Below are 21,125 nucleotides of genomic sequence, written 5' to 3'. Positions count from 1 at the left end.
AATAATCTTGACCGCATCGCTATGTGATGCGGTTTTGTTTGGATTATAGAATTTATACGTTCTCAGCGGAGCTGAAGGATTCGATATTCGATATCGCAAGAAAAGGTGGAAATGACAATGACCATTGCAGATCGTAACGCCAGACCCCGACTGATCATTGCAGGCACCGGAAGTGGTGCAGGAAAAACGACAGTAACCTTGGGGCTGATGAGAGCACTCGCCCGGCGTGGTTTGAGTGTACAAGGGTTCAAATGCGGCCCGGACTATATTGATCCGACCTATCATACTGCCGTTACGGGCAGACCGTCACGTAATCTGGATGCATGGATGACATCACCTGAGTATGTGAGAGATACGTTCCAGCAGGCATCAGCCGGACATGATATTTCCATTATCGAGGGCGTTATGGGCCTCTACGATGGCAAAGATCCGCTCAGTAATACAGGTTCAACTGCAGAGATTGCTCTGGTCACGCAGACCCCTGTGATCCTGGTTGTGGACGTACGCAGCATGGCTCGCAGTGCGGCCGCGATTGTACTGGGTTTTCAACAGTTGGAACCTGCATTAAATATTGCCGGCGTGATCGTCAACCGTTGTGGAAGTGCAGGTCATTATACCATTGTGAAAAAAGCCATCGAGCAGATGTGCGGCATTCCGGTGGTTGGTTGGCTGAAGCGGGACGAAGACATGTCCATCCCGGAGAGACATCTGGGACTGGTGCCAGCCATTGAGCGTGGTGAACTGGAACCGTTATTCCAACGTGCTGCCGATGTGCTGATGGAAGGCACTGATCTGGATCTTCTGCTTGAACTGGCGGCAAGTGCTCCACCGCTCAATGCAGAAGACATGAGCCCTTCAACCGCTGTCCACACGGATTCAGATCATGCTGAATCAATCTCAAATTCCGATTCACATTCCGATTCAATGACCAATGTTAATAATCGACAAGTATCATATGCACTACAGCCTGTTATTGCCGTTGCGCGCGATGCGGCATTTAATTTCTATTATCCCGACAATCTGGAATTGCTCGAAGCAGCCGGGGTTCGATTACAATATTTCAGTCCACTCGCTGGTGAAGGTATTCCAACGGATGTGGACGGCATCTATTTGGGTGGTGGATTTCCTGAGGAATTTGCAGCAGAGATTGCTGGTAACCAAGGATTCCTGGATGGACTTCGACAGGCGGCACAGACCAACATGCCTTTATTTGCCGAGTGTGGGGGCTACATGGTGCTTGGGGAAACGTTGACCAACCGTGAGGGTGCCACCTTCCACATGGCGGGTATTATCCCCGCACAGGTGCAGATGCAGAAGAAGCGAGCTGCGCTTGGATACCGTGAAGTGAGCAGCGTTCAGGATTCCTTTTTGCTGAAAAAGGGTGAGGTGCTTCGGGGTCATGAATTTCATTATTCCACGATGAGCTATCGTGACGAAGAGACGATCCCTTATGCGTATGAGACCAAAGGGTTACGTGGCTTGAAGCAAGAAGGATATGCGACAGGCAACATCGTGGCGGGGTATACGCACGTTCATCTGGGCTCTTACCCGGCAGCCGCACGAAGATGGGTGGAGCATTGTCAGGCTTATCGGAAGGAGCGATATATTCAGGAGTGAAAGCAACGGTTAGACAGTTCAAAACGATGGCTGAATTCAATAAGCAAAATGGCTCTAATCTGATTTTTATCTCATGAGTCTTTGGTCGTGAAGTTGGCGATCCCATTTCCGAATTAAAGGTTTTCAGATGAATATGTGGAATGAGTTAAAGACAGAATCATTATGCGAGGGAGGGACATCAGGATGAGAACTGTATGTGTAACCGGAGCTGCTCGGGGATTGGGGCTCGCTTTGACGGCACAGATGCTGAAGAGAGGATATCTCGTGTATGCGGCCGGTCTGGACGTGGAAGATTCCGAGGGAATTCGCATGCTTGCAGAAGGATATCCTGACCATCTGCGCGCCATCGAATTGGATATTGCGGACGACCTGTCGGTGGCTCTGTTCACGGAGACATTGAAGCTGGATACGAATCATTTGGATATGCTGATCAACAATGCGGCTATACTAGGAAGTATTACGGATCATATCCGCGGGCCGATGAATATGGCGGAGATGGCTGAAGTATTTAATGTGAATACCTTAGGTACACTGCGCGTGACTCATTCCCTGTTACCCCTCCTTCTTCAAGGACAGGTCAAACTGATTGTTGATATCTCTTCCGAGGCTGGAAGCATAGAGCAATGCAGTCGGGATGGATGGTTTGCCTATTGTATGTCCAAAGCTGCTTTGAACATGCAGGCCCGTCTTGTGCACAATGGTCTGAAGGATGAAGGCGGACAAGTGATGCTTGTACATCCTGGTTGGGTACAGAGTTATATGCGGGGTGAACTGGATGCTTCTGCGGATCTCACGCCCGAGCAATCTGCACAGCATATCGCTGTACTTATCGACCGCCATGAACAATTTAAAGGAGATCAGCCCGCATATGTGGACTACAAGGGAGAGAAACTCCCCTGGTAGTTGGTTTTTATACAGTGAGGTGAACAAGAAAGGAGATTGATTGAATGGATCAACGTAAAAAAGCATTGCTACTAGGCGATTATACACATCCGGACTGGCACCCGCTTCAGGGTGTGGATGCGGAGATCAGCCGGATTTTCCATGATACGATGACTGTACAATGCAGTGAGAATCGAAATATGTTGCTGCAAGAAAATATAACCGGATTTGATGTGTGCATCTCCTACATGGACGATTGGAAGGGGAAAGTCTCTCCACAGCAGACAGCAGGTTTGTTGTCCTATGTGAGTAATGGGGGTGGACTGGTCATTATACATAACGGCATTTCGCTCCAAAATCGTTATGAACTCAAACAGATGATCGGTGCCAAGTTCCTGCATCATCCGGCTTATGCACCACTTGAATTCACTGTAACGGGAGAAAGCCATCCCGTGACGGAGGGTATCTCGAATTTCACAATGGAAGAAGAGCCGTATCAGTTCGAGTTTGGTTCTTTTGCCGAAACGAAAATATTGCTGGAATATCAATCCGAAGATGGACCGAAGCCTGCGGTTTGGGCTCATCGATATGGTGTTGGACGTATTGTTTATCTTATGCCAGGTCACCATGTACCGTCTTTTGCACACGAAACGTACCGTAAATTACTTCTGCAAGCAGGCAAATGGGCTGCGCGTTACGTCTGATCGGATGGACATTTTTGCATGCGGAGTAGAAGGAGTATAATATAGAGATCAACGAAGAGGAGGATGACAAAAATGAGCGATTTGTTCAAAAAGGCGATCTCGTTAGGGCTTGGACTTACTGTCGTAAGCAAAGAAAAAATTGAGAAAACCGTGGATGATTTGGTCAAGCGCGGGGAACTTGCGCCCGGTGAATCCAAAGCTTTGGTTGAACGCCTGATGGAACGGGGCGATGAAGAACAAGGCCAGTTCAAGAGAGTGATTCAGGAACAGGTCAAGCGCGTGCTTCAGGAAGCGGGTGTGGCATCCGAAAGCGATGTAACCAGTCTGGAACAGCGAGTTGCCGTTCTGGAGAAAAAACTTGCCGAACTGGGCCACTCACCACAGCTTCAACCTGATGAATCCCCGGCTCCACTTGAAGTTCCTCCTCCTCTCAAAGGAAACGAGATCGAGTAGATGGCCGTGCGAATCAAACATGTCGGCAGATACCGTGAAATTGCCATGGCGCTGGTGCGTCATGGCTTCGGTTATATGGTCGAGGAGCTGGGGCTGTTCCAGTTGCTGGCTCTGCCCAGACGGTGGATGTCGCGTGAAGCACATACCACCAAAACGCTGAGTGAACGCATCAGGCTTGTGCTGCAGGAGCTGGGGCCGGCTTTCGTCAAGCTGGGGCAACTCGCAAGCACAAGGGCAGATCTATTGCCTGAGTCTGTCATTCGCGAGCTGGTGAAGTTGCAGGATCAGGTCCCGCCGTTCTCTTCCGAGACGGCACGGGGTATTTTGGAACAGGAATTGGATACACCGCTGGAGGAGATCTTTTCCCGGTTCGAGGATACCCCTGTAGCTGCGGCCAGCATTGGACAGGTGCATCTGGGCAAACTTCGAAGCGGTGAATCGGTAGCCATCAAGATTCAGCGGCCCGGTATATCGCGTATTGTGCAGCGTGACCTGGATATTTTGCGTGAGCTGACAGCCATGGCCGAGAAGCGCTGGGATTGGGTGAAGCAATATCAGATTCCGCAGATGGTAGAAGAATACGCTCAAGCATTGATGGCTGAGTTGGATTATACGGTCGAAGGCCGGAATACGGAAAAGATTGCACAGCAATACCAACAGGACAACAAGGTGAAAATCCCGACAATTTACTGGGATCAGACGTCTTCACGTGTGCTGACTATGGAGTATATCGAAGGGATCAAGCTCAATGATCGTGATGAATTGGTCAGACGCGGCCATGATCTGAACAATATTGCTGAGCGGTTGGTGGACTCATTATTGAATCAGATCTTTATTCATGGATTCTTCCACGCTGACCCACATCCGGGCAACCTGATGGTATTGAAGGATGGACGTCTTGCCTTTATAGACTTCGGTATGGTTGGAAGCCTTAGCGATGAGATGAAACAGCAGCTTGCTTCCCTTATTATTGGGTTAATGCGCAAAGATACGGACAGCATGATCCGGGCCATTGAGAAGCTCGGCATGATGCCGGATGATATGGATCTGCGTGGGCTTCATGTGGATTTGGACAAGTTGCGTACCAAATATTACGATATTCCCTTTTCCAAGATTAGTGTGGGTCAGGCGTTGAATGATCTGTTCGGCGTAGCCCAGAGGCATCGGGTGGTGATGCCTGCCGATATTCTCCTGCTTGGTAAATCGTTGCTGACGATGGAAGGTGTGATTGAACATCTCGATCCTTCCTTGAGCATTGTTGATATGGCCGAGCCCTTTGGGCGGAAGCTGATCAAGGAACGTTTTAGCGCCGGAAGAATCAAGAATCGGTTGTTCCGCAGTGCGGCTGATATGGCCGAGAGTGTCATTGGTCTGCCAGGGCAGTTAAGACAGTTATCATCCATTATTAGCAAAGGCAAGCTGAGGCTGGAGATCAGTGTCCCTGAACTGGATGCACTCATGCGCAGAATGGACCAGATTAGTAATCGGCTGTCCTTTAGTATCGTGTTACTTGCCTTCTGTATCATTATGGTCGGCTTGATTATCGGTTCGTCGATCAGTCATCAGTCCACGATGCTATGGGATATTCCGGTCATTGAGATTGGTTTCCTGGTGGCAATTCTGATGGTGGCTTTCCTGCTATATTCGATATTCAAATCAGGAAGATTCTAACATAGTATCGCGAGAATACCCGTAAAGAGACCTTCTTCAAAGGATCTTTGCGGGTTATTTTTCGTGAATAGAGGATGGATGAGTATATCACAGAAATATTAAGATAATAGGAGATAAGGTTTTATTTTTAGGGCTTAACTGTATTAGTACATATTCATCCCAGTGACTATAATAATAGGTCAGTAGAATAACGGACCCGGTTTTTCTGAGAGAGGGAAACCCATGGGCATCTGGAGCAGACCAGGATGTCACACAAAGAAGATAACTGATCGTTGTAACGGAACAGAAGCAAAACACTGGAACGGAAAACAGACATGATGATTCACCCAACTATCCATACGATAGGGGTGGTGAATGAGCATGTAACTTAGATGCATAGGCAATTGTGCGGAGAAGATTCCGCTATTTTGTGCTGTCTCACACACTGTTATTAATTGCTGAGTGTATTGATCAGTGATGAATGCTTCCGTTACGCTTCAGGGTCATCTTCCAATTTGAGTAATGACATGTAGGAGGAACGGTAGAGAATATATGAATACTTTAAAACAACAATGGTTTGGCAACATTCGCGGAGATGTGCTGGCAGGCATTACGGTAGCGCTGGCGCTCATTCCGGAAGCCATTGCTTTCTCCATCATTGCAGGAGTCGATCCCATGGTCGGGCTGTACGCTTCGATTACCATTGCGATTGTGATCTCGATTGCAGGTGGAAGACCCGGTATGATCTCGGCTGCAACGGGTGCAATGGCGGTACTGATGGTTGGACTCGTCAAGGATTATGGTGTGGAATATCTTTTTGCAGCTACGATACTGACGGGTGTTATCCAGTTTCTACTAGGCATATTTAAGGTTGGGCGATTTATTACGTTTGTCCCTCATTCGGTATTGACCGGATTCGTGAACGCACTGGCGATCCTGATCTTTATGGCGCAGTTAACTCACTTCACGGGAGCGAACTGGATTATGTATGCGATGGTGGCGGGCACGCTGGCGATCATTTATATTTTGCCACGTTTTTTCAAAGCTGCTCCATCTCCATTGATTGCAATCATCGTGATGACGATTATTACGGTGGTATTTCATCTGGATGTAAGTAAAGTAGGGGACATGGGAAATCTCACAAGTACCCTGCCGATGTTCCACTTGCCGAATATTGCATGGACTTGGGATACGCTGATGATTCTGCTGCCTTATTCATTTACCATGGCACTGGTTGGGCTGCTGGAATCCCTGCTGACCGCAACCATCGTGGATGAGATGACCGAGACCAAGAGCAGCAAGAACCGTGAGGTGCGTGGTCAGGGTATTGCGAACTTTGTGAACGGTTTGTTCGGCGGCATGGGCGGCTGTGCGATGATTGGGCAGTCGGTCATTAATGTGAAGTCTGGTGGACGTGGGAGATTATCCACGTTTACTGCGGGTGCATTTCTCGCAATCCTGTTGCTGCTGTTCAGCGGTGTGGTGAAGCAGGTACCGATGGGTGCGCTCGTCGGTGTAATGTTTATGGTGTGTATCGGAACATTCGACTGGAGTTCCATCAAAAATATTGCTCGCGTGCCACGGGCGGAAGCCTTTGTCATGATCGTGACCGTGGCGATTGTGGTCTATACCCACGATCTGTCGATTGGGGTCATGGTCGGCGTTGTGCTAAGTGTGCTGCATTTTGGCTGGAAACAGACCAAGATTCGCGTACAGGCGAGCCAGGAACAAGGGCAGAAGGTGTACCGGGTTCACGGACCGTTCTTCTTTGGATCTTCGTCCCGCTTCGTGGATGAATTCGATGCAGAAGCTGATCCGAAGGAGATCACGATTGATTTCGGAGGGTCACATATCTGGGATAATACCGCGGTTGTGGCCATTGGCAAAGTGAAGTTTAAATACGCGAAGCTGGGCAAAACCGTGCACCTGCGTGGCTTGAATGAAGAGAGCACTCGAATTCTTGAACGGAGTGGATTTGCCACAGCTGGCGGGCATGGTTCATAATTTGGTTGGAACGAAGTAAACAGCGAATAGATAACATAAAAAGATGATTTATAATCAGCGGCGCACTTTTTCCGGAAATCGGGGAGAGGGCATCGCTGTTTTTTTTGAGCCTGAGGCATGCTAGGTCGGTCATATCCACAGATCAGCAACCTGAAGGCAGACTTAGAGTCTCTTATTAACCGACTCAAACTCACTTGGTCGATACAAGTTAAGCTGATCTTGGGGTTTTGTGCTACAACTTGGGGGTGTAACGCTGTATCCCCTTTTGTTTTGCTTGACTAACGTGTAAACTACAGGGTATGGAGAAGAAGAGCAACGAGTGGATTGCTTTTTAAAAAATTCATTTCATAATCATGATTGAACGAAGGAAAACTAGTCTTAATGGCAGATACTGATACTGAAGTCATTATGAAATGGACTTATCTAAATGAATATACAGAGGTGTAACGATTGGCAAACTTTGAACAACTGGGCATTCGCCCGGAATGGTGCGAGATCCTGAAACATCAGGGCATCGCCGTGCCGACTCCGGTACAGGAGCGTTCGATTCCGGTACTGCTGGGTGGACGCGATATTATCGCCGAGGCACAGACAGGTACAGGGAAAACGCTGGCTTTTTTGCTGCCGATTATTCAGAAAATTAATGTATCTGACCGTTCGCCGCAAGCGTTGATTATCGCGCCTACGCGTGAGCTTGCGCTGCAAATTACGGAAGAAGCGAAGAAGCTCACGGCAAACGACGATAAACTGCACGTGCTTGCCGTATACGGCGGGCAGGATGTGGACAAGCAACTGCGTAAATTGCAGAACGGCACCCAGATCGTTATCGGTACACCGGGTCGTCTCCTGGATCACTTGCGCCGGGGCACGTTGAAGCTGAATAATGTCAAAAAACTGGTGCTGGATGAAGCCGACCAAATGCTGCACATGGGCTTCCTGGACGATGTGGAGACGATTCTTAGCGAGCTGCCACACAAACGCCAAACGATGCTGTTCTCCGCAACGATGCCGAAGGGTATTCGCCACCTTGCGAAGACCTATATGAAAGATCCGGAAGATGTAAAAGTATCCTCGCAATCGGTAATCCCGATCAAACAAATTCGCCAGCAGGTGCTGGAATGTACGGATCGCGGCAAGCTTGAAGCACTTCGCGGCATGATTGATACGTATCGCCCATACTTGGCGATAATTTTCTGCCGGACCAAGCGTCGTGCATCCAAGCTGAACCAAGATCTGCGTGAAGCAGGTTATGCAAGTGATGAACTTCATGGAGATCTGTCCCAATCCAAGCGTGAGAACGTCATGAAAGCGTTCCGCGATGCCAAACTGCAAGTGCTGGTTGCTACAGACGTAGCTGCACGTGGACTTGATGTTGAAGGTGTAACGCATGTCTTTAACTACGATATGCCGCATGATGCGGAAAGTTATATCCACCGGATTGGTCGTACGGGCCGTGCAGGCGGTACAGGTCTTGCTGTAACGTTTGCAACAGAGCACGACAGACCTGAACTTGCACGTATTGAACAAGGGATCGACCAGAAGCTGTCCCGTATTCAGTGGACGAGCGAAGGTCCAATTGCATCAACAGGAGCAGCTAGACGTTCCATCAACAGTCAGGGGGATGACGAACGAGGCGGACGCTCTTCCGGAACAGGCAGCGCACGTCGCGGTGCAGGCCGTAACGATCGCAGAGATGGCGGACGTGGGGGTCGTGGTTCCCGCGGTGGCGAAGGTGGACGCAGTGGTGGTCGTAGCGGTGGCCGCAGTGGCGACGAGCGCAGTGCAGGCCGTGGCTCTGCGCGTAGCAGCGACAGCAGTCGAGGCGCAGCAAGCCAAGGTGGCCGCAGCAGTAGCCGCGGTGCGAGCCAAGGCGGACGCAGTGCAGGTCGCAGTGGCGATGAGCGCAGCAGCGGCTGGGCTGGCCGTAGTGCTGACAAGCGCACCTCCGGGCGCAGCAGCGAAGGCTCTCGCCGTCCGGAATCCGCAGGACGCGGACCGGCGAAGGGCGACCGTCGCGATTCTCGTCGCGGACGGTAAAGCCTTGGCGCAAGCGGCGATATAGCCGCAGTTGCGCAGGCACTATGCCATGCCACAGCGTTTGGCATGGCATATATGAGAGGGTTCGGGTACAGGCGTGCCGAACCCTCAAGATCAAGGGTCGCGGGCGGAACCACGTCGCGGCCCTTTTTCAACAGGACAGATGATTCTTTCCGCTTATTCTTTTTGTCATCTGCGAGTGCCTGTTGGCACGCCTGCTTGATCCATGGAAGATGCCATTTAGATATTGGCCATCTAGTTTTTCTTTTGACCGTGTACTGCGGACAACACTCGGCAAACTTCCATAAAATTCAAAACACCTCATCCTAGACCTAAGGATGGGGTGTTTTTGGCTGAATTCTTATATCATTAGAAGCATAACCTTTGATTCGTGGTGTTGATGGGCATGCAGGGATGGATGAAATTGCAATCGTCTATATACACGGAGTGAGTTTGCACTAAACTACGTTTTTTCAGTTCCAGTATGTCATCCCTACATGTGAATATCTGCGTACTGATCCCGATATTTCTCGTTATACACTCGGCCCACCGACTCCGCCAGTCCTCCGCGTGCTTTGCTCGGATAGCGTTCAATCGTGTGATAAAGTCTCATGAATCGATCTTTGGGCATAAAGCGAGCGTAGCGGGTAATAAGACTAGGGAATAACTCAATATATTTACTCTTGCGCACGGCAGCAGCAGCTACGGCTGTAAGAATCTGAATTCCATTGTGGAGCTGTAAAATGTTCACTTCATAGGTTGCGATATAACGAATCGCGTCTTCCCGGATCAATTCCGGCTTAAGCCGTGCAATCTCACCGATATATTCAGCCAGCAGCCGCTCGAAGCTGCGTAGCAGCAAGGGCTTGAGCTGCAAGTCCATATCACTGCGCAGGACAAAGGATTGTAATAGCGCAACCTGTTGCAGTCGAATCCGGTCATTGAAGACGAGTGAGCCGATCTCGCGAAGCATCTCATAGGCCAGTGCTTCATCCTGCTTGCGGGCTTCGGCGACCAGAGCCCAGTTGCGGTTGATGCCCTGACGGATGAGCTCCTCATCCTGTTGCAACATGCGCTTCAACTCGCGCTGCTGCTCTACTTCGAACGAACGATTCTGCATGAAGATCAGCAATGCCAGAAGCAACAGGGAAACGCTGGCTGCCGCCATGGTCTGATCTATGGTTTCACCAAAATAGGTGGCCGCTGCACCGAACAATAGGGTAATGAACAGGTCGCGTGCAATTCGACGTTTCACACGGGAAGTCGCTTTCGCCTGAACGGAAATCAGGGTACCCCTGCCACAGGCTGTGCACTCATCTTCCCATAGGCAGGTATACTGTCCGCAACGTGTGCAGACTTGCAACTTTTCATAGGCATAGGTCGTTCGATGAAATGGTCTTATGGATACGACTAGTTTAGTACTCATGCTCAATCACGCTCACCATTCAGAATAGTGTAGAGGGTACGATCCGTGTCTTCGCGGGAGACCGGTTTCCGCCGATGAAGCTGGAGTGCAATTACCTTTATAATGACAAAAAGAAACAATATGGCGAGGCATCCGTATGTAACCATAATCCGTTCCCTTCTATGGCTTGGTAAACAAGCGCTGTTATATTGCAGTTTGCTGGCAATAACTATATCATATTTCCATAGTTGGTACTTTTGTGCCAGTTCAAGGCATGAAATCGTCGATTTTTGTCAGTCATTACAAAACTGTAACTCAAGATAGGGGTGCTTTTCAGAATTTATTAGTAGACTGTTAAGATTTCCTTAAGGCTTGACGCCTATAATAAACTATTCCCATTTTAATCTCAAACGTGAAGGAGTACACCCAATGCTGCGGACACGCAAAATACGCTGGCTGAGCGGAACGATGGTTCTGCTGGCCATTCTAACGCTACTGCTACCTCAGGCGTTGCTGCCACACGCTGCAGCGGCTCAGGCACAGACGAGCGGAATCGATGCGGTACTTGTAGCCGATGTAAGTAATTCAATGAATACAAGTGACCGTGACAAGATCAGTAATGAAGCCATGAAAATGTTTATTGATATGCTGCCCGTCCAAGGGGACAAGGTAGGGATTGTCGCTTATACCGATCAGGTGGAGCGGGAAAAGGCAATGCTTACGATTCAGTCCGATGCGGACAAGAGCAGCCTGAAGGACTTTATTGATCAGCTCGGCCGGGGGCCATACACCGATGTCTCAGTTGGTGTCGCCGAAGCCATGAACATACTGAATCATGGTGCAGACCCATCTCACTCGCCAATGATCGTGCTGCTGGCGGATGGCAACAATGACTTTAACAAAACCAAAGGCCGTACACAGGCACAATCCGACGCTGATCTGGCGAAATCCGTGAAGGAAGCACAGGATCAAGGTATTCCGGTGTATACAATAGGACTGAACGCGGATGGCAAGTTGAACAAGGATGCACTCGCAGACCTCGCGAAGCAGACCGGAGGCAAGTCATTCATTACCGATACGCCGGATGATCTGCCACAGATTCTGAGTGAGATCTTCGCCGATCATGCCAAACTCAATGTGGTGAAGCTGCCCTCTGTGACAGGAAACGGCAGTTATCAGGAAGTTACCGTGAACGTGCCAAATGACAGTGTGCTGGAAGCAAACATCTCGATTATGTCCTCGAAGCCGGTGGAAGTGCAATTGATGGACCCTTCCGGACAAGCCGTGGACCTGAACTCGGATGCAGCCAAGCTCTCGACATCGAAGAGTTATTCGCTCGTGAAGCTGTTGAAACCCCAAGAGGGAGACTGGAAACTTCGGGTAAAAGGGGCTCCGAAAGACAGCATCGATATCAATCTGCTGTTCAACTATGATCTTCAGCTCGTTGTGGACCCGATTAAGACCAAGTCCTATACCAAAGGGGACAAGGTTGATCTTGCTGCCAAACTGGAGAATGGCGGTCAGCCACTTCAGGATAATGATCTGTATGCAGATATGAAGGCCACGTTGGTCGTGAAAGATGTGGATACAGGCAAGAGTGAAGAACAACCGCTGGAAAACACAGGATCTGGTTTTGCTGGAACATTTGAAGTACCGGACAATCATAACTATGAATTGGTCATCCGTGCGGAAGAAGACAGCTTCTACCGTGAAAGTGCGCCAATCACGATTAACGCAGGCGGAGCAACCGGAAGCGGTGCTCAACCGACCACGCCAGGCGGTGAACAGGACAAGCCGTTCCCTTGGTTACCTGTCATTCTGGGTATTGTAGCCCTGATTGTGGTTGGTGTTGGTATCTGGTTCCTGATGGGTTGGCTGAAACGCAAAAACCGGGGCTTTGTCGGTCAGATGATCGTTGAGATTCGTGATGAGAACACGGGCGACAAGTCATATCCACAATATAAAAAGCTGGTATCCTTCCGGGGCCGATTCCATCTGCATCAATTGTTGCAACTGGACCCTGAGCTGAAGGAAACCGAAAAATATGTATTTACGCCCAGCAATGGCGATCGAATTATCATTCGTAACACCGCAGGCGGTACGTTGGAGAAATCCGGTCGTGCAGTCGATGCAAGCTCAGGCGTTGAACTGAAGAACGGTGACCGACTGAGCATCCCGCTGCAACAGGCGGACAAGACCATTTTAATTGAGTATCTGGTGTGAAGGATTATTTGATTTAAATTGATTGTTGGTTTAAAAGGAATGCCAATAAAATTTGGGACCAACTGTTTACACGAGAACGCAGAGGACAGAAATAACGTGAAGAAGCGGAAGCGTTCGCCTTTATCCCCGGATTTTCACTTTGTAAAAGTGAATCGAAAAAATCTGGGGATAACAGCGATCGGAAGGTTATTCTGTCATCGGAGTGGCATGTGTAATGAAGTTGTAGTTCCAACTTTGTTAATCAAAGGAGGACATGGAATGAAACCGATTGTTAGAGAACATATTCAGCAACTGGATGTATCACTTGGCGGAGGCATTGTCAGTGAGAAGATCAGAGTTGATACCATTGATAACCCCATTCTGATTATTGGTCTGGGAGGAACGGGAATTGATGCACTGCTGCGACTGAAATATCAGATCAACCGTCGTTTCAAGCTGCCGCAGGACCCGGTATCCAAGAAAAAAATGGACAAGCCGGACAATGTGGAATTTTTGGCTTTTGAGACAAACGAACAGGATCGCGCCAAAAAGTATAAAGGAATCGGACTTGATCCGATCAATGAATTCGTCTTGCTATCCAATGCCGAGATTGGCGGACTGCTACAGAACCGCAGCGTGCTGGAACCGTATATTACGGACTGGCTGTCTCCCGAACTGAGCATCACGGACGGCATGAATGGCGCTGCAGGTGTGCGTCAGGCTGGACGTCTACTCTTGTTCACCAAGATTAATCAGGTTGTTCAGGCCATCGACAAAAAGATAAAAACTTTATCCGTAGGCACCAACAAAAAACTGATGGTGTTCCTGCTGACAGGTCTGTCCGGCGGTACAGGCAGCGGCTGTTTCCTCGATATTTCCTATATCGTGCGCGGCATTATCGAACGGGATCACGGCTCTGCGGGGATTGACCGCGTGAATACGCTGGGCTACCTGTTCACGCCAGACGTGAACCTGTCCAACAAAAGCTTGAGCGAACACACACGCGAATACATTCGCAAGAACGGATATGCGGCACTCAAAGAGCTGGATTATTGGATGAACGTGGACAGCCGCGGTGAGCGGTTTACACAGAAGTACGGCAATATTTTAACCGTCAACTCACCACTGCCTCCATTTAACCTGTGTCATTTGATCTCTGCAACGAATACCGAAGGCAAACTGCTGGAGAACGCCTACGATTACTGCATGAACGTCACGGCCGAGAACATTACCAACTTCATGGCAAGTGAGGAGAAGCAGTCGGGTGAGGAGTTCGCCATCCATGACTATATCAGCAATATTCGAACCAACATTGCACAGATGAACAAGGTGTACCCGGCCAACTATGATTACAACATCATTGGTGCCTCTTCGGCTGTACTGCCGATTGAAGAGATGACCACGTATCTGGCGTATCGCATGTTCGACAAAATGAATACCATGTTCTCCAAAGCGCCGAACCAGGAGGATACCGAGAAGTTTGCCCGCAAGCTGGGCATTGATCTCGAAAGTGTGGTCAAGTCCTTCGAAGCGCGTGTGCCAGAGCCGCTGCCTGGTTATCAGAACAGCGAACGCCTATCCTATGGCAACGTGGTGAAATCCCAGGTTGTGAATATGGACACCGAACTGGAACAGAACTTCCTGGCACGTGCCCGTGAAGAATATATCAAGGCGAAGAAACAACTGCCGGGTGAGATTGCTGGTCAGTTTACCGAACAGATCCGTCGAATGTTTTTGCATCCCGAACAAGGTCCGTTCTATGTATCTCGTCTCATTTATACGGAAAAAGGGTTCTGTGTACTGAAAATGATTCAGTCGTACATCGAAACCCTGCGTGAGAATGCCTTCCGCATTCCGCGTGATATTGAAGCAGCTCAGGAGCAGTCCGAAGAGAAGCTGGGCGATGCGAAGAGCGCTTTTGTCTCCAAAGAGAAGAAAAAGAATGCTTATATTGAAGCAAAAATTCATGAGTACTGGCTTCACGCCGACGTGGAACGCAACGATCAGATGATCGAGTTCTATGAAGATCTGTATGAGTTGCTGAATCAGGAAAACAGCCGCATTTATAACGTATTTACCGAGACGTTGAACGCCCTTAGCTCGATATTCGCGAAGAATGGCGACCTGCTGACACGCGGCGAGGAACAATCCGATCACAAAGGCAACAAGACATACTACTGGAACGTCGTAAGTGTACCGGATATCGTCAGTGTGGTGGACGGGCTGTTGGATAAGCGTGATACAGATGATCTGATCCGCGACTTCTCTCGTGAATTGCTGGAAAACTCCAGCCAGTGGGTGAAAGAGAACGAGATTGATATCGTCAGCTCCATCTCCGACTTCCTGAGTGAGAAATTCGGTGATCTGATTACCCGTTCCATGGAAGATTTCCTCGTGATCAAATACGGTCAGGATGAGTCGGTTGAGAAATTCGTGGAACGTTTCATTGCTGGTAAGCTGGATGATGAGGCCGTTCCGGTGTTCAATCTGAGCAACAGTACAGGCAGTCTGCATTTCCCTTCATGGGGATTTGTATCCGTACCGGCACAGGCGCCGGGCATTCTGAAAGGGATTCGCAATTATCAGAACAATGCTGTAGGCAAATCTCATTTTACCGTCAAGGAAAGTGAAGTGCGCAACCGGATCTTCTGGCTGAATACCCGCAACGGCGTACCACTCTTTGTGTATACACCGCTCAAGGTATATGAGGAAAGTTATGAACGTACCATTTTGGACAAAGAAGGCATTGGTCGTCACTTGGTGCAAACGGAGAAAAACAACTGGACCTATCTGCCGTCTCCGATTCCGGAGAAATCATGGGGAGATGTGTACGAGAACGCCCGCGTGAAGCAGTATAACGCCCGTGTGCGCAGTGAATTCGAGCAGGCGCTCGGATACAACATTGTGACAGCCAAATCCATTGATGAGAATACAAGCAACCGGTATGCGATTGTGACGACAGAAGCGTTTGACTTGTCTGCCAAACTGGGAGCCTACGACATGCGTCTGACGTCCACCACGCCGAACCTCGGCGAAGTGAAGCGGGCCGTAATTGAGCTGAAACGTCTGCAATCCGAAGGGTTGCCGCGTGTAGGCGTTAAGGATATTTTCGGAAGTATTAATGAAGATATGGCCAAAGAAAACCTGGTACGCTCCCCGCAGCTGATCGCGCGCGTACGTGAGGAACTGGCGAAGATGAATGCCATCTCGGCCAAAGTCGCCGAACTCGAAGGCATTCTTGCCCAGTACCAGGACGAGGAGCAATGGTATGACCGCTTCATCGAAGCGTTATATACTGACACCATCGTCAAAAAAGGTGCACTCTACGTCTACGACCGTGACCCGGAAGAAGACGCATGGGAGCCGTTCGCGAACCTGATGAAGAGCCGTAACTTTGCCGAGTATGAAGTGTTTGGCAACTTCCGCGGTCTGGCGGAGAAGGATCGCAGTACATTGCTGCGCAAAGCGTCCCGCCGCGATAACGATCTTACAGCTTCTGAGGATATCACCCCACTGCTGACAAAGCTGGATGATCTGGCTGCACTGTTCATGGAATCGCGTGATCGTCTCGAATACGAGCGGGTAGAACTGGCTAACGGTGAAGACATCTATCAGTTCTACAGAACGATGTCGTCCAAGCTGAACGACATTCGCAGAAGGCTGAAGTAAGGGTGGCGGCCGGGATGGAGTTCCATTCGAACAATACCCTGAAGCGTGATCTGGAGAAGTATGCAGCGCAGTATGCAATAGAGCAGGAGCGTCAAGGCAGCCTGGGTGATGGACGTAGCAGTATCCATTACCCGGCGCTGTTCCTGTTTGTGGGTGATCTGGTTGCACCTGCGGTGACTGCCGTGCAGGAGATTAATCGGCTGAAATGGGATAACGGAGACGGTGTGGTTTACATTCAGATCGGGACAGAAGATCAGGAAGCGGATTCGGGTGAAACGAGGAATAGTGGCTCGTCTGATGATGGTCAGGTGACTCGTCACCGCTTGCCTCTGTCCGCTGGTCAGACGGGGCGACCGTCCAAAACACGGCGTAAGGATGTGCATCGGAGTTTCCACGAATCGGATCAGGCGCTCTTTGACCTGAATCGTACCCTTCGGCGGGTCAGTAACCGGATTGCCGAATATGGACGGCTGTACTCGTCATTTGATCGGATTTACGTTACGGTGGTAACCAGAGCCGATGATCCATTGAATGTATTGTTGCCAGAGCTCACCAAGCTGACAGAAATCATTTTGTCCCAAGCCTTCAAGTCGGTGCAAACGGACCTGCATGTATTGGTCAGTGAGATGGAACAGGTGGATTCCTTTGGATATGCCAGCGCAGCAGGCCTTGCTTTCCTACGGGAGCTGGATTATATGCAGTCGCTGGACTACACGTTCAGCGGTAATCTGTTGGTGACGGAGGATGGGATCTCCATTCCCGTTACACATCACGCATCACCGTTGTATGATCTCGTATATCTGTTGTCCGACAAAAATGAGCGTGGAACCGGCGTTCCCGGTGGCTGGATTGAAAATGCCGAGATCATCTGCCGGATCTGCCTGTTGAAGAACAGGAAGCAGGATGTAAATCACTCGGGTACCGTTTCAAGCACGGGAGCGAACACGTACAACAATACATCCTTCAAAAACAATATTCGCACCACCTCTGATCAGCATGGTTATGCAAGTGCGGGTTTTGCCGAGATCAGGCGGCCAAACAAGCCGATAGCACTGGCGGTTTTATATCACATGTATCGGTACCTGCTCGCACGCATGCGGCAGGAGCCGGATTGGAGCATCAAGGACAAGCTTGCTTTCTTCGGACTGGACGCGGCCTCGGTGGAACGCAAAGTTGAAGGTCTGTTGCCGGGTGAAGATCTGGTTAGTGGCATGAGTGGCATCATGACGCATAACGTCAGTTTCTCCGATCTGAAGCCGCTCTCGCTTCGTGAAGCGGAGAGAGCGCTGTTCGGACAAGGCGCTGAAGCGTACTTCCGTGATAACGTCGTCCGACTTGTTGAAGAGCGTGTGCGCGAGCGCAGTTCTGGCGGCTCTCTTCGCCGTCAGGCCGAACAATCCCGCGCGGAGCATCCAGAGGTTGGGTACTTCCAGTGGGCAGCCTGGAGTGATAATGAGCCTGGCAGTGTACGTGAAGCGCTGCTCGGACTGATTCGGGATAAATCGATGCAGCTTGAATCGGCACGTGCACTGTTAGAGCAACGTCAGCAAGAGCGGGTGGAAGATCAGTCGTTCAAACGAGCGTTGTTCCGTGATAAACAGAATGTACGCAATCTGATTGACTGTATGCTGGAACGAGTGTACGTACCGAAGGTAGAATTGCTGCGACTGGAAAATGAATTACAACTGCTGCGCATCTACGATACGGAGATGGAAGAGCTTCACCAATTCAGTCGCCACGTCACAGCGGCACTTGAAGCGCTGGAACGTACACTGCGAGAGACAGCTGCCCAAAGTATCGCCGCTGCGGATGAATACATCGGTCAGAACGTGATGGAGTACTACGGCAAAGTGACGGAAGAGCTAATCATCGACCTGGAAGCCAAGCGCGGACGGGATGTATGGTTCGAGGATCGTTACATGGGAGATATGAACCGGCTTGCGACAGAAGGCGATGACCGTCTGCTCAAACGTCTGATGGAGGTATGTCACTCGTTGCTGCTTACAGCCGAGCCGTTGCGGTTACCATTTGAAGAAGAGCTGTTGCAGCGGGCCAACGTTACGATTGCTTACGGAGATAAAGACGTATTGACCCGGGATGACCTGTTCCGCAGGTTGTACCACACGCTGGAGGATCAGGCGGTCGTTCGGGTACGGGTATTTGATTATACGCAGGAACATCGGTATGAAGAGAAGTATTTCTTTGGTGACCATCATAGTGCTTTCATGGACTACGCGGCACATGCCGAAGAGACATCACGCATCTACAAGCTGGGTGTGGTGTACGAAGAACGCAGCAGTGGTGTGGAGAAGCTGAATCTGATGGGCGGTTTCCATCTGGAGGATCTCATGGTGTATCGGAACGGCAAGGTATATTATGACTCGTACACGGAGAATGGCTATGAACTTCACCCCGCAGGTCTGGTGGAAAAGTTGTCACCCATTCGTTAAGGCGTCTGGCTGTGTCATGACACCCTGCTACAATCTTGTATTAACTCAGCCTGCTTAAGGCTGGTATGGAAAGGATGCATGTGGACATGCAGCGAAAAATCAATCTTCTCCTGGTCCTGTTCAGCCTGATTGGCGGAGCAGTGGGCTTTGCGGCAGGAGAAATCATGCTGCGTCAATGGCTTGGGGAGATGCCACGTCTGTTGCTGATGGGCTTGTACTTTGGCGTACTGGCGCTTAGTGTTGGATTGTTCTGTTTGATCGCAGAGATGATCTCACCCAAGCTGAATGGTGCTTCATGGAAGCTCCGATATCTGGGACTGTCGTGGAAATTGCTTGTTCCGGCAACACTCGCTCTGTTGTTTGTTGTTGGACTCGCGCTGCAATTGCTGTACCAGATCAATCCGGGCGGTGTGAAGCAAGTGAAGGACATCGTACTGATGATCGATAACTCGGGCAGCATGAGCGAGACAGATCCGGATAACGGACGCTTTGAAGCAGCCAAGACACTGATCAGTCAAATGGAGAGTGACAAACAGGTAGCTGTGATTACGTTTGATGACCAGCCACAGTTGTTACAGCCGTTTATTGCGCTGGATAGTGAAGCGGCCAAGAACGAGGTTTATGGCAAAATTGATGGCATTGTCACGACTTCAGGCGGCACCAATTTTGATGCCGTGCTGCGGGAAGGTATGGAACAGATTCAGGGCAAACAGGACCCGAAACGCGGTACGGTCGTCATCTTGTTATCCGATGGCTTCAGTGAAGCGGATACGGCCGATATTTTGTCCCAGTATACCAATGAACAGATTTCTATTAATACAGTCGGCCTAAGCCTGGTGGACCCATCGGGTACGGATCTGCTGCGTAATATTGCCCAGCAAACGGGTGGCATGTACTATGATGTACCGGATTCCGGCGGTCTGAATCTGGCATTCCAGCAGATCTACGATACGATTGATGAACGGACGCTGGTGACGGAGCGCACTGGTATGATGGAGCATAGCGTTTATCTGGCGATTTTCCGTGTAGCAGCAGTGTTACTGATTGGAGTAGCATTGGGTGTATCCCTTGGACTCGTATTCGATAACCGTCATCTCGCGCTCAGCTTTGGTATTGGTGGTGCGGTGTCGGGTCTACTGGCAGGGCTTCTGCTGGAATGGGGCCTCGACGGTTCAAACGTGGGGGATACCTTCGTACGACTTGGTGCGATGCTCATCTTATCTGGCGTATTGACCCTCTTCTCCTGGATTGTTCCGATCAAGGAGAACACGCCGCGGAAGAGCAGGGGACGCCGTGAAGCTGGGGGCGGAACTTCTTCAGCTGAAGGATTCGGTCAGAGAGCAAGAGATTCACGCAGCAAAGGATTCTAACGTCGGGAGGTCAATGGAAATGCGATTTACGGATGCTGACCCTTCGACACCCTTGATTCGAAAACTGACACTTGCGGTGGACGAAGGGCGTTGTACACTTCGCTGGCTCTGGCCGGAACGGGTTGAAGCTGTGTATGTGGAACGGCTGGAGCTGGATATGATGAGCGATGATCGTACCGGGGAAGAGTCTGCACAGGGCAAGCTGAAGCTGTACACAAGAGAGGAATATAAGGCGAGCAACGGTTACACGGATCGGATCACGGGTTTTGGTGCCATCAAGTACACGGTGTATGTGTGTCAGATGCAGGAAGATGGGCCTGTGCTGATCCGTCAACGAGATGAAGACAATATGGTGATTGCAAGCGCTGGGAAGGCGGACATCCGCTTCTCCATTCGCTACAAGAGCGGTTTTTTTCAGAAACGAAAAAGTGTATTGATCACCGTCACAGCGGAGGTGCCTGTTCCGAAGGAAGCCCTCTGTTATGTTCGCAAGCAGGGCGGGGTGCCGCTGAATAAGGAAGATGGTACGGTGTATCCTTTTGTGAGTGATTTTGCTCCCGGAAGAAATGAGATGCCGCCCGTTGAAGTCGCCAAGGATGATTATGTGCGATTATTCTTCACGGACGGACCGAAATATGGAGCCGCCTATCGGCTTATATCAGACTAGATCGTTGGACTAGCG

The 21,125-nt window shown here is 50.1% G+C and carries 14 protein-coding genes; 12 read left to right on the top strand and 2 right to left on the bottom strand.

Features of this window, described 5'->3' with window-relative positions; genetic code table 11:
* Nucleotides 1-117: 117 nt before the first annotated feature.
* The 7 genes from MKX40_RS28420 (at nucleotide 118) to MKX40_RS28390 (ending at nucleotide 9,347) form a co-directional block, all read left to right on the top strand.
* Complete coding sequence (locus MKX40_RS28420; RefSeq protein ID WP_339238369.1) at nucleotides 118-1,617, top strand: cobyrinate a,c-diamide synthase; 1,500 nt, start codon at nucleotides 118-120, stop codon at nucleotides 1,615-1,617.
* A gap of 183 nt (nucleotides 1,618-1,800) precedes the next feature.
* Nucleotides 1,801-2,520: an SDR family oxidoreductase gene (locus MKX40_RS28415; protein ID WP_339238367.1), complete on the top strand. Its 720-nt coding sequence runs from the start codon at nucleotides 1,801-1,803 to the stop codon at nucleotides 2,518-2,520.
* 44 nt (nucleotides 2,521-2,564) lie between these two features.
* On the top strand, nucleotides 2,565-3,203 hold the full coding sequence (locus MKX40_RS28410; protein WP_339238365.1) for a ThuA domain-containing protein: 639 nt from the start codon (nucleotides 2,565-2,567) through the stop codon (nucleotides 3,201-3,203).
* A 72-nt stretch (nucleotides 3,204-3,275) separates the two neighbouring features.
* Nucleotides 3,276-3,656: a phasin family protein gene (locus MKX40_RS28405; RefSeq protein WP_253441470.1), complete on the top strand. Its 381-nt coding sequence runs from the start codon at nucleotides 3,276-3,278 to the stop codon at nucleotides 3,654-3,656.
* A complete protein-coding gene (locus tag MKX40_RS28400; protein WP_339238360.1) occupies nucleotides 3,657-5,327 on the top strand; it encodes an AarF/ABC1/UbiB kinase family protein in 1,671 nt (556 codons plus the stop codon).
* A gap of 531 nt (nucleotides 5,328-5,858) precedes the next feature.
* Complete coding sequence (locus MKX40_RS28395; protein ID WP_339238358.1) at nucleotides 5,859-7,310, top strand: SulP family inorganic anion transporter; 1,452 nt, start codon at nucleotides 5,859-5,861, stop codon at nucleotides 7,308-7,310.
* Between the two features lie 450 nt (nucleotides 7,311-7,760).
* On the top strand, nucleotides 7,761-9,347 hold the full coding sequence (locus MKX40_RS28390) for a DEAD/DEAH box helicase (RefSeq protein ID WP_339238357.1): 1,587 nt from the start codon (nucleotides 7,761-7,763) through the stop codon (nucleotides 9,345-9,347).
* 493 nt (nucleotides 9,348-9,840) lie between these two features.
* Here MKX40_RS28390 and MKX40_RS28385 read toward each other — a convergent pair whose 3' ends face one another.
* Entirely contained in the window at nucleotides 9,841-10,773 is a 933-nt protein-coding gene (locus MKX40_RS28385) for a hypothetical protein (protein ID WP_339238355.1), read from the bottom strand.
* Between the two features lie 2 nt (nucleotides 10,774-10,775).
* Nucleotides 10,776-10,919 carry a hypothetical protein gene (locus MKX40_RS28380; RefSeq protein WP_165980303.1) on the bottom strand — a complete coding sequence of 48 codons (144 nt, stop codon included), beginning with the start codon at nucleotides 10,917-10,919 and terminating at the stop codon, nucleotides 10,776-10,778.
* A gap of 262 nt (nucleotides 10,920-11,181) precedes the next feature.
* On the opposite strand from MKX40_RS28380, the gene MKX40_RS28375 reads away from it, so the two are divergent.
* From MKX40_RS28375 to MKX40_RS28355, 5 genes are all read left to right on the top strand, one after another.
* Nucleotides 11,182-12,975, top strand: coding sequence for a vWA domain-containing protein (locus tag MKX40_RS28375; protein ID WP_339238351.1), 1,794 nt, complete (start codon nucleotides 11,182-11,184; stop codon nucleotides 12,973-12,975).
* Between the two features lie 258 nt (nucleotides 12,976-13,233).
* On the top strand, nucleotides 13,234-16,623 hold the full coding sequence (locus MKX40_RS28370; RefSeq protein ID WP_339238349.1) for a tubulin-like doman-containing protein: 3,390 nt from the start codon (nucleotides 13,234-13,236) through the stop codon (nucleotides 16,621-16,623).
* A 14-nt stretch (nucleotides 16,624-16,637) separates the two neighbouring features.
* Complete coding sequence (locus tag MKX40_RS28365; protein WP_339238347.1) at nucleotides 16,638-19,073, top strand: transcription initiation factor TFIID; 2,436 nt, start codon at nucleotides 16,638-16,640, stop codon at nucleotides 19,071-19,073.
* A gap of 86 nt (nucleotides 19,074-19,159) precedes the next feature.
* Nucleotides 19,160-20,443: a vWA domain-containing protein gene (locus tag MKX40_RS28360; protein WP_339238345.1), complete on the top strand. Its 1,284-nt coding sequence runs from the start codon at nucleotides 19,160-19,162 to the stop codon at nucleotides 20,441-20,443.
* Between the two features lie 19 nt (nucleotides 20,444-20,462).
* The gene (locus MKX40_RS28355; protein ID WP_339238343.1) at nucleotides 20,463-21,110 is read left to right on the top strand and encodes a beta-mannanase; all 648 of its coding nucleotides are present in this window, start codon (nucleotides 20,463-20,465) and stop codon (nucleotides 21,108-21,110) included.
* The last annotated feature ends 15 nt before the right edge of the window (nucleotides 21,111-21,125 follow it).

This window comes from Paenibacillus sp. FSL R5-0517 (assembly GCF_037974355.1).
In the GTDB taxonomy this organism is placed as follows: domain Bacteria; phylum Bacillota; class Bacilli; order Paenibacillales; family Paenibacillaceae; genus Paenibacillus.
This window is presented reverse-complemented; position numbering and strand designations above follow the sequence as displayed.

Bases quoted from the DNA above. Each gene is read 5' to 3' on its own strand.
- MKX40_RS28420 (WP_339238369.1), top strand. From the start codon at position 118: ATGACCATTGCAGATCGTAACGCCAGACCCCGACTGATCATTGCAGGC.
- MKX40_RS28415 (WP_339238367.1), top strand. From the start codon at position 1,801: ATGAGAACTGTATGTGTAACCGGAGCTGCTCGGGGATTGGGGCTCGCT.
- MKX40_RS28410 (WP_339238365.1), top strand. From the start codon at position 2,565: ATGGATCAACGTAAAAAAGCATTGCTACTAGGCGATTATACACATCCG.
- MKX40_RS28405 (WP_253441470.1), top strand. From the start codon at position 3,276: ATGAGCGATTTGTTCAAAAAGGCGATCTCGTTAGGGCTTGGACTTACT.
- MKX40_RS28400 (WP_339238360.1), top strand. From the start codon at position 3,657: ATGGCCGTGCGAATCAAACATGTCGGCAGATACCGTGAAATTGCCATG.
- MKX40_RS28395 (WP_339238358.1), top strand. From the start codon at position 5,859: ATGAATACTTTAAAACAACAATGGTTTGGCAACATTCGCGGAGATGTG.
- MKX40_RS28385 (WP_339238355.1), bottom strand. From the start codon at position 10,773: ATGAGTACTAAACTAGTCGTATCCATAAGACCATTTCATCGAACGACC.
- MKX40_RS28380 (WP_165980303.1), bottom strand. From the start codon at position 10,919: ATGGTTACATACGGATGCCTCGCCATATTGTTTCTTTTTGTCATTATA.
- MKX40_RS28375 (WP_339238351.1), top strand. From the start codon at position 11,182: ATGCTGCGGACACGCAAAATACGCTGGCTGAGCGGAACGATGGTTCTG.
- MKX40_RS28370 (WP_339238349.1), top strand. From the start codon at position 13,234: ATGAAACCGATTGTTAGAGAACATATTCAGCAACTGGATGTATCACTT.
- MKX40_RS28365 (WP_339238347.1), top strand. From the start codon at position 16,638: ATGGAGTTCCATTCGAACAATACCCTGAAGCGTGATCTGGAGAAGTAT.
- MKX40_RS28360 (WP_339238345.1), top strand. From the start codon at position 19,160: ATGCAGCGAAAAATCAATCTTCTCCTGGTCCTGTTCAGCCTGATTGGC.
- MKX40_RS28355 (WP_339238343.1), top strand. From the start codon at position 20,463: ATGCGATTTACGGATGCTGACCCTTCGACACCCTTGATTCGAAAACTG.